Source organism: Gordonia sp. 852002-50395_SCH5434458, from assembly GCF_001665905.1.
GTDB classification, from domain to species: Bacteria; Actinomycetota; Actinomycetes; order Mycobacteriales; family Mycobacteriaceae; genus Gordonia; species Gordonia jacobaea.
The window spans coordinates 1-7,952 of record NZ_LZTC01000042.1; the positions used below are offsets into that span (position 1 = coordinate 1).

The 7,952-nt window shown below is 58.4% G+C and carries 5 protein-coding genes and 1 pseudogene; 3 read left to right on the plus strand and 3 right to left on the minus strand.

Translation table 11 applies throughout. The annotated features are described in order from the left end of the window. Positions 1-657: 657 nt before the first annotated feature. Positions 658-957: pseudogene (locus A5785_RS24010) on the plus strand (Wzz/FepE/Etk N-terminal domain-containing protein); the annotation flags it as partial. Between the two features lie 48 nt (positions 958-1,005). Next, positions 1,006-2,055 carry a polysaccharide biosynthesis tyrosine autokinase gene (locus tag A5785_RS10395; protein WP_231895461.1) on the plus strand — a complete coding sequence of 350 codons (1,050 nt, stop codon included), beginning with the start codon at positions 1,006-1,008 and terminating at the stop codon, positions 2,053-2,055. Positions 2,056-3,107: 1,052 nt separating this feature from the next. On the opposite strand, the gene A5785_RS24015 is transcribed toward A5785_RS10395, so the two are convergent. The 3 genes from A5785_RS24015 to A5785_RS10405 form a co-directional block, all read right to left on the minus strand. Then, positions 3,108-3,539 carry a DapH/DapD/GlmU-related protein gene (locus A5785_RS24015; RefSeq protein ID WP_082937964.1) on the minus strand — a complete coding sequence of 144 codons (432 nt, stop codon included), beginning with the start codon at positions 3,537-3,539 and terminating at the stop codon, positions 3,108-3,110. Positions 3,540-4,239: 700 nt separating this feature from the next. After that, positions 4,240-5,925 carry a DUF4012 domain-containing protein gene (locus A5785_RS10400; RefSeq protein ID WP_156525606.1) on the minus strand — a complete coding sequence of 562 codons (1,686 nt, stop codon included), beginning with the start codon at positions 5,923-5,925 and terminating at the stop codon, positions 4,240-4,242. A 292-nt stretch (positions 5,926-6,217) separates the two neighbouring features. Further along, complete coding sequence (locus tag A5785_RS10405) at positions 6,218-6,640, minus strand: hypothetical protein (RefSeq protein WP_049700818.1); 423 nt, start codon at positions 6,638-6,640, stop codon at positions 6,218-6,220. Between the two features lie 462 nt (positions 6,641-7,102). Here A5785_RS10405 and A5785_RS10410 point away from each other — a divergent pair, with 462 nt between their 5' ends. After that, positions 7,103-7,876 carry a hypothetical protein gene (locus A5785_RS10410; protein ID WP_064866282.1) on the plus strand — a complete coding sequence of 258 codons (774 nt, stop codon included), beginning with the start codon at positions 7,103-7,105 and terminating at the stop codon, positions 7,874-7,876. Positions 7,877-7,952 lie beyond the last annotated feature (76 nt).

Consider the following 7,952-nt stretch of genomic DNA (forward strand, 5'->3'; position numbering starts at 1 on the left):
CGGAGACCAGGGGCGTCTCACCTCAACGACACGCCGCGGCCCTGACCAGGCATTGCCCGCTCAACTTCGAAGAGCCGATATACGCTCATTGGCTCGTTTTAAGGCAATATATGATGCGTATCAGGGCAGAGTGGTCGAGGGGTTTTCGTCGGTAAGTCTAAGCCGTGATACATCGATAAGGTATCGTGAGGTCGAAACACAGTATCTACGAAGCGCTATTGGCGGAAATAGTCTCTGGTTCGGACACTGGTTCGGATACGCTTACAAGCCTCCGCGCGACCTAGGCTCGCCAGCCACCGCTTACTATGCGCACAACTTCTACTTGTGGTTGCTTGTGAAGACAGGTCTTGTAGGTTTCACGACCTATACTCTTTCCATAGTGACGCTAATGTGGAAATCGTTGCCCCTGGAGGCGGGTGGTATACGCGCCGCATTCATCTCCTGCGCTATTGGATTCCTTACCCTATCTTGGGCTGTACCGTTCCCGGTCGCGTCCAGCACTTCTGTCGTACTTGGCGCGCTGCTTGCCGTCTCTGTGGCCCTTCCGCGAGGTTGGGATGGCTCGGACGCCAGCGGTGAATTGCGGGCGCCATCGCTCGAGACCCTCAAGCGAGCCGAATTGTGAGCAAGGTAATGAGAGGTAACGGAATGACGGCTATGCGTATAGAAGATCCAGATTCGGTGACGAGTCGCAATTTGGCTTTGCGACGAGTATCAAATTCGCTCTCTTTAGTTGTGCGCGCTTGGTGGATAGTGGCCATGTGCGCGCTAGTGGCGGGTACTTCAGCGTTCTTGTACAGTCTCAATGAGACGCCGGTCTATCGCTCGACAGCAACGCTATATGTGACTGCTGGCACGGATGCTAACACGGCTGCGGCATATCAGGGATCACTGGCTTCCCAGCAGCGAATTGGTTCTTATGCGCAGCTCGTTCTGTCGGACTCTGTGCTTAGCGCAGCTATTAGAGACTCTGGTTCCTCAAAGAGCGTCTCGGAGCTTAGGGCTATGGCAGAGGTTAAAACAACTCCGGAAACTGTTTTGTTCAAGGTGAGTGTTTATGATCCAGATAGCGCTGAAGCTGCCATGCTTGCGAATTCAATTAGCGCAGCTCTGTTGTCCAGTATTGACTCGCTGGAACGCCCTCCGGGCGCTTCCGAGGCTCTGGCTAAAGCCACGGTGGTCTCACCTGCGGTTGCGACATCTGTGCCAGTTTCGCCCAACAGAAAGCGATACGTCGTATTCGGAATCATAATCGGGGCCCTGGTTGGAATTCTGATTGTCGTGATACGGAGTAGATTCGACAACAAGGTGAGAACTCCCGACGATGTTAAGGATATGGAGCTCTCCGTTCTATCAGTCATACCAGCAGATGAAGCCCTCGCTTCGCGACGGTTCGGGCCGGATTATTCGTTCGGTGCAACTGCAGCTGCGGAGGCGTATAGGAAGCTGCGCACGAATCTATCGTTTGTGGTCGTAGATACTCCGTCGCATTGTCTTGTAGTAACCAGTCCAAGGCCCGGCGATGGTAAAACGACAACCGCGATCAGTATGGCTATTGCGAGCGCTGAGGACGGCAAGAAGACCCTGCTTGTCGATGCTGACCTTCGACGGCCCACGATAGACGAGCGATTCGGACTGGCGGGGAGTGTAGGGCTTTCGACGGTCTTGAGCGCGAACTTGGATTGGCGCGACGCTATTCAGGATACCGAATGGCAATCCCTAAGTGTGCTCTGCAGTGGTGAGGTTCCTCCAAATCCGGCGGAGCTATTAGGCAGTGCGCGTGCTGTGAGTCTGTTTGAGGCGCTGAAGGAGGAGTACGAAAGGATAATTATAGATTCGCCGCCCGTACTCCCCGTCACGGATTCGGCCGTTTTAGCAGCGCTGGCCGACGGCGTGGTACTTGTTGTTAGATCTGGTACAACCAAGACTACCGACACGGTGTCGGCGGTCGAACAGCTGGAACGTGCTGATGCCGGCGTGTTCGGTGTCGTCTTGAACTACGCTGAAGCATCAAACGGGGTCTATTCGTACCTGTATGAGTACTCTCGGCCATAGTCACGTCCCGGGTTGTGTTCGTTTCGAACTTATACGGTCTTATAGTTGTTCCACTAGCGAAGAACACTGTCCGTCGAAACACTTGATGTTCCTAACTGAGGGAGGGTTGACCGAAGAGTGAGTTTTCGAATCCGTATGCGTCGAACTCTATTGGGTGGTCTGTTGGTGAGAAGTTATGGCCGAGTACCATTTCGACGATTCCTGATTCGTCTTGTGTTGAAACTGGAGGGCGGGCAGATGACGTCGGTTTCGTTTCGTAGGATAATGTCCCGGTATCATGGCGTCGATATTGGCAACTTCGCCTATGGCTCCCTTCTCGACGTTGGAATGGCTGACAGGTTGACGAGTGTTGGTGCCTATTGTTCGATTGGTCCTAATGTGCGTCGTTTTGGCGCAGCGCATCCAACTGAGAACCCGCTGATGCACGCCTATTGGTACAACCCGGTTCTCGGATATGTCGGGCCGTCGTCTGATGTTTCTCGCTCTGCCTGCCGAATTGAACCTGACGTATGGATTGGAGCCAACGTAGTGATCCTGCCGGGTTGCAGACGGATTGGGTTGGGTGCTGTTGTGGGAGCTGGCTCGGTCGTGACTCGGGATATCGGTGACTTCGAAGTGTGGGCTGGTGTGCCTGCGAGGAAGATTAGCGAGCGATTAACACCGGCCCAGCGGTCCGCCGTAAGGGCTGTAGCTGACTGGAGCGCGCCGCCGCACATTGTCGAGCGCGCCCTGTCCGAGGGTTTAGAGGTTTCGACTGAATAGGTGGTTGGCCTGCAGCAAGGCACGATTGAGTTGCCTCGGATGGAGCAGCAGTGTTGACTGGCCAAAGAGAGTCGATGGGTTTGATGGTGGGACGAGAGCCTGGGAGCTGCCGGTTAGATTGTGGCTTCGAGGTCGCGGAGGTTGAACAACTGGGCCCGCCCCGAACTGCGGGTAAGCGTTCGCGGCGAGTCAGTATCATTATGCGAGATTCATTCTCAACGCAATTGCTACGTGGGTGGTAGGCGGGGAAGTTTTCGGGATCTGATCCTAGGGTTGGCTGCAGTTGGCTGCTACTTGACGACTCGGTGTGCTCCGACAATCACCGATTCGGGGGCTACATCCCGTAGTACGACTGAATTGGCTCCGATCACTGAGTGCTTCCCGATCGTAATTTGTGTGTTTTTGGGGGGAGCTATGACGGCACCAGCGGCGATCTTTACTCCATCTTGAATAACAACCCCGTAAGTGGTTCCGGTTCGCGGAGACCCAGCGCCGATCGTCACATGATGCGCAATCTGAACGCCCCTGCCAATAGTCGTATCGGGGTGTATAACGACACCAAGTCCGTGGTGCCAGAGCCGCACAGAGCTATCGATGGTGACTTCGGGTGGGAGTGCGTTGCTGTAGATAAGTGAATTGATCGCCTTGATGCCACGTGCGCATCGTTTCATGCCTGATCGGTGCAGCTTGTTGCTGACGATCCAGAGAGTTACGGGGTTCATAAGTTGTCATAGTGTCTGATTCCTCGTTAGTTCGCAATCGGTGCCTGCGTTGACCGGTAGAAGGACGTTCTACAGAACTCGACGTTCATTTCCTGATTGCTGCGAAGAGGTTCGAACAGAGGGGTGGCGACGGAGTGGAGATTATCGAATAGCGCTCTTGGACACCTTTGTCGGCTGATGCCTCGGGTGGCGGTCCGTTACATGGCTCGTGTGTGGGTGTTCGGCGAGTCTTGTCCTGCATCGGCGAGAGGAGTGCCATCCCTGAAAGTTGGCTATCGTCCTCAGTACGGATGCACTCGTATTCTGGAGTAGCCACTTTCGGGCGTTCGGCAAGTTCGACTAGATTGCCCGCCTGCGTCGTGTGCGGCCGCAGGAGCGTTGTGCGTCTACGCGCTCGGTCCGGACCAGACACGCTGTCCGCTATCTATGGTGATTATCGCGTTCACTGAGCAGTACAGATACGAAACCGATGCACTGCCTAGCTACTGCATGATGAAACCTCGGAAGCTGCTCATCAGGATGTACACGCACCGACATGTGATGCCTCATCGCCATCACGTCGGAGGCCGCAGTTGTGAGCGGGCAACGCATTTCGTGCGTTCTGATCGGTCCGGTGCTTCGGTGCTGGCACGCAGTCCATTCGGACTATTCGACGGGTGTGAGTGCTAGTTGGTGCGGATTCTTGCGGCGATGTTATGCGCTAGTCCGAGCACTCGGGCACCGACACCTTGGGAGTCGGATTGTCGATGAGAGGCTGTACCGGGACCTGTGCCTCGCCGGGCGTGCTGGGTTCGGTCAGTTCGAACGTCAATTCCGCGGTCTCGCCGGGTGGCACGGCGAACGTGGCTTCAAAGGTGGGGTGTCCGCGTTCGGTTGAACCGATGACCTGCACGGGCGAGCCGTTCACCTTCACACTGACGACCTCGGCGCCGGTAGTGGCGAGGAGACGCACGGAGGTGATCATCGAACCGCGCGGAACTCCCGAGGCCAAGCCCGGTAGAAATCCCATCTTGCCCACGACATAGTCGGGTAGCCCCGACGTGTCTTTGATCGTGTTGGTCAGCCGAATGGTCGCGGTCGACCTTCGTGTGCCGGGGGTGCAACCCTCTGCCCTGTACTCGATTTGGCGAGTCAGGTAGTAGTCCATCTTGTTGCCGCCAAGATTGTTGACGACGAACTGTGCGTGCGGAGCACGGTCGTTGGCAACGGTGTTAGCAAGCGGGGTCTGCTCGAGTTGCTCCTGCTCGTCGGGCGATGCGCTCCACACGGAGATCCGGTGTTCGCCGACGCCGCGCCCGAGCGCGCGCAGCACCTCCTGTGGAGACTCGAGGGGCCCGGTCACCTTCTTGACCACCTCGATTGCGATGCCCTGCAGATACTGCTTACGGGCAGCCTGGTCATCTGGATACCGGGTATACGCCGTCGACTCCGTCAGCTCGACGACATTGTCCTTGGTGATCACCTCGCCGTCGGGCATCGTGACCGGTCCAGTGGCGCCAAGAATGTAGCTCAGCGCAATGGGGTCAAGGGCGATGACGCCGTCGACGTCTGTGCCGGACTGCTGCTTCCACATCGACTTCCAGATCTGCGCGGCGTAGGGAAAGTGTGCGCTCTGATTGCTGTTTCGGAAGTCGGTGCTCGGGTTGGTGTAGCCGTACTGTTCCTCGTACTCCGGCCCGAGGGAGAGCGGCGTGAACGTCTTGTTGAGCTCGCTGTTGGCGCCCAGGTCGTCGACTGTCGGTTTGCCGTCGTTGAACCGCAAGATGCCGAATCCGCCCAGGAGGCCGCCTGTGCCGCGCGCCTCGGCATTCGTCTGGAATGCCATAAAGTATGACCGCGGACCGTCGGCGCCGAGCATTGCAGGGCCAATGTTTGCCGCAATCGAAGTATTCTTCAGCAGCGTCGCTATGTCGGCAGTTTGCGATTGCACCTGAGACCGTGCGGTATCGAGAGCAGAGACATAATGCGGATTCTGTATCGCTTGTGCGTCTTTATCGAGTCGGGTTGCGGCAGCGGAAATCTTTGTGAGTTCGGGCGCTTCATCGCGCAATTTGGCGACGTCGACGCGCCCGCCGGCGAGCAGTGAACCGGGCGCAACGGTGGCGCCCATCTGCGCTGCAGGCTTCAGGACCTCGGAGGTCAGGCCGGCGGCGACGTCGGATATCTGTTGCCCGGTCTTGAGCGGGCTGCCGAGCCACGGGACGGCTGCTGCCACGCTCCACGACACCGAGTGGGTGGTGTCTTTCGCGTCCTGGGCGTGCTGCTCCGCCTGACCAGCCAGCTTCGACGCGGACGACATGTCTTCATGCAGCAGAGAGTCTTTGGATTGTTGCGACAGCGTTCGGGCCTGTTCGAGGTTGCTCTTGACCGATTGCGCCTGAAACATGAGCCACACGCAGTACGCCGCGACGATGACGAGCACTGCTACCCCTGCAATCACGAGATTGCGTCGCCTGAAGATGTCGCTCGTAGTCGATGTGTTCTCGTCGGTCGCCTTAGAACCGTCGGTCAAGCCGTCATTAGTCGACCGACGCGGGGAGAGTCCCACTGAAGTTAGTTCCCTGCACTAGGGCGCCGTCGAAGTTTCGGCGCATGGTGAGCACAAATCGCGAAATCCACATAAAAATACTCGCCAGTTCACGTGGTCACGTGAACTGACGAGTATTTTTCACATCTGATTACGTGCCGTACGGACCGACCCTGGTGATCCTCGCAATGGTGTTCGCGATGAAGGTGAAGATCGAGCCGATACGGTTGAGACCGATGGCCTTGAAGACCTGCCCGGTTGCTGCAGTGGTCACGTAAGTGACGGTGCCGACAACGCTGGCTACGCCCCGCGTCCAGTAGGCCGCACCCTGCCTGAACTGCTGGCCGGCGGTCCTCAATCCTTCAACGAGGTAGCAGCCGAAGTTGTTCGGTTGGCAGTTGCTGAGGGGCTGTGCCGCTGCCGTGGGTGCAGCAGACGCCTTGACGACGTAAGGAACACCCTTGGTGATGTATGCAACCTGCGCCGCAGGCGCCGCGGCGGCGATGGGTGCTGAATGCACAACTGCGGGAGTGAACGCGGCAGCGGACGCGACTGCCACGGCCGCAGCGCCCATACGCATCCTTGAGGAGAATCTGGTTTTGACTGTGGGCGCAAATGCAGTAGCCATGAGGCCTCCGGGTGAGCTCTGATCAGGGGGGCGCCCACAGCGGTGTGGACTCGCCTTAGCGGCAGCTAAGAATTGCACTCAGATTGTCATAGGGCCCCAATGTTGTCAACACGGAAACCGCCGGTCGAAAGCATTTCGCACGTGTACGACTCGCATGCTGCCCTGAGGTTCTCGCAAACGGTTTGCTCGGCTTCGCAAGGGTGTCCTCCAAAGGGGCTACACGGTGTAGGTCCGCCGCTGCGGTGAGGAGCGGGCTATCGATTCGTTTGGCGGCCTAGGAATCCTCAGCTACTCCATTCTGTTGCACTATCTTCGCCTTTCTGATGCGCGGCACTGCCCATGCGCGGCGGTTACGGTGCCTACCCTGCAACTAAGCCGACAACCCGGGGCCAGGCCGAAGCCGAAGGGGTGATCGTCGTGGCGCAGAAGCATCGCGGAGTGATCGCAACGATGTCGGCCGCCCTGTGCGTTCTGTTCGCGCTGGTCGGATGTGGAGTGACCACCGAGTCAGGGACTGCAGTCTCGGCGGCGCCCGCGCCCAGCGACCACGTTCCGACAGACTTCAACACGACGTTCCGGTGGATCTCGGGTGGTGCGCTCGACCTCTCGGGCCCCGAGGGGACGTTTGTTCGCGCCTTCGTCGAATCGTTCGAGATCGCGAACGCCGCGCAGTCGACGAGCTGGGGGTATCCGGGGTTCTCCGAGGCGGCGCCGTCGAACATTGATCAGATGATCACGGTGTATCCGTCGAAGGTGTCGGATGCCAAGCCATCGGTCGGGACTGTGTTCTTCTCGGCCCTGCGTCGAGAAGACAGTGCGTACGGGACGCGAATTGTGTTGTGCCGGTACGGGTATTCGTCGGTGCGCAGCGGCAGCGGGGCGTCGCCGTGGAGCTCGCGGGTTGATGCGCCGCGACCGGTTGAAATCGACTTCCTGCAGCAGGCCAGCGCGCCGCCGGTCAGAGTGCGGGGATCGCAACGGACGCCTGGCGGCAACGTCTTCGGCGGGTGGTACGTGTCGCGCTACGACTTTGCTGCGGTCTATCCGACTCCGACTGCCGACCAGCGGGCGTGCGCGTCGAATGTTCCTGCGTCGGTACCGAATCGGGCGGCGAGCCAGGGCGCGCAGCCGTGGGCGCCTATGACTCCGAGCCCCGGGTGGTCAGCGAGCAACGATCTTTGAGGTGGTCTCGACAAGCTCGACCAGCGGGGTGGGGCTCTGTCTCTTATACACATCTGACGCTGCCGACGATCGCATA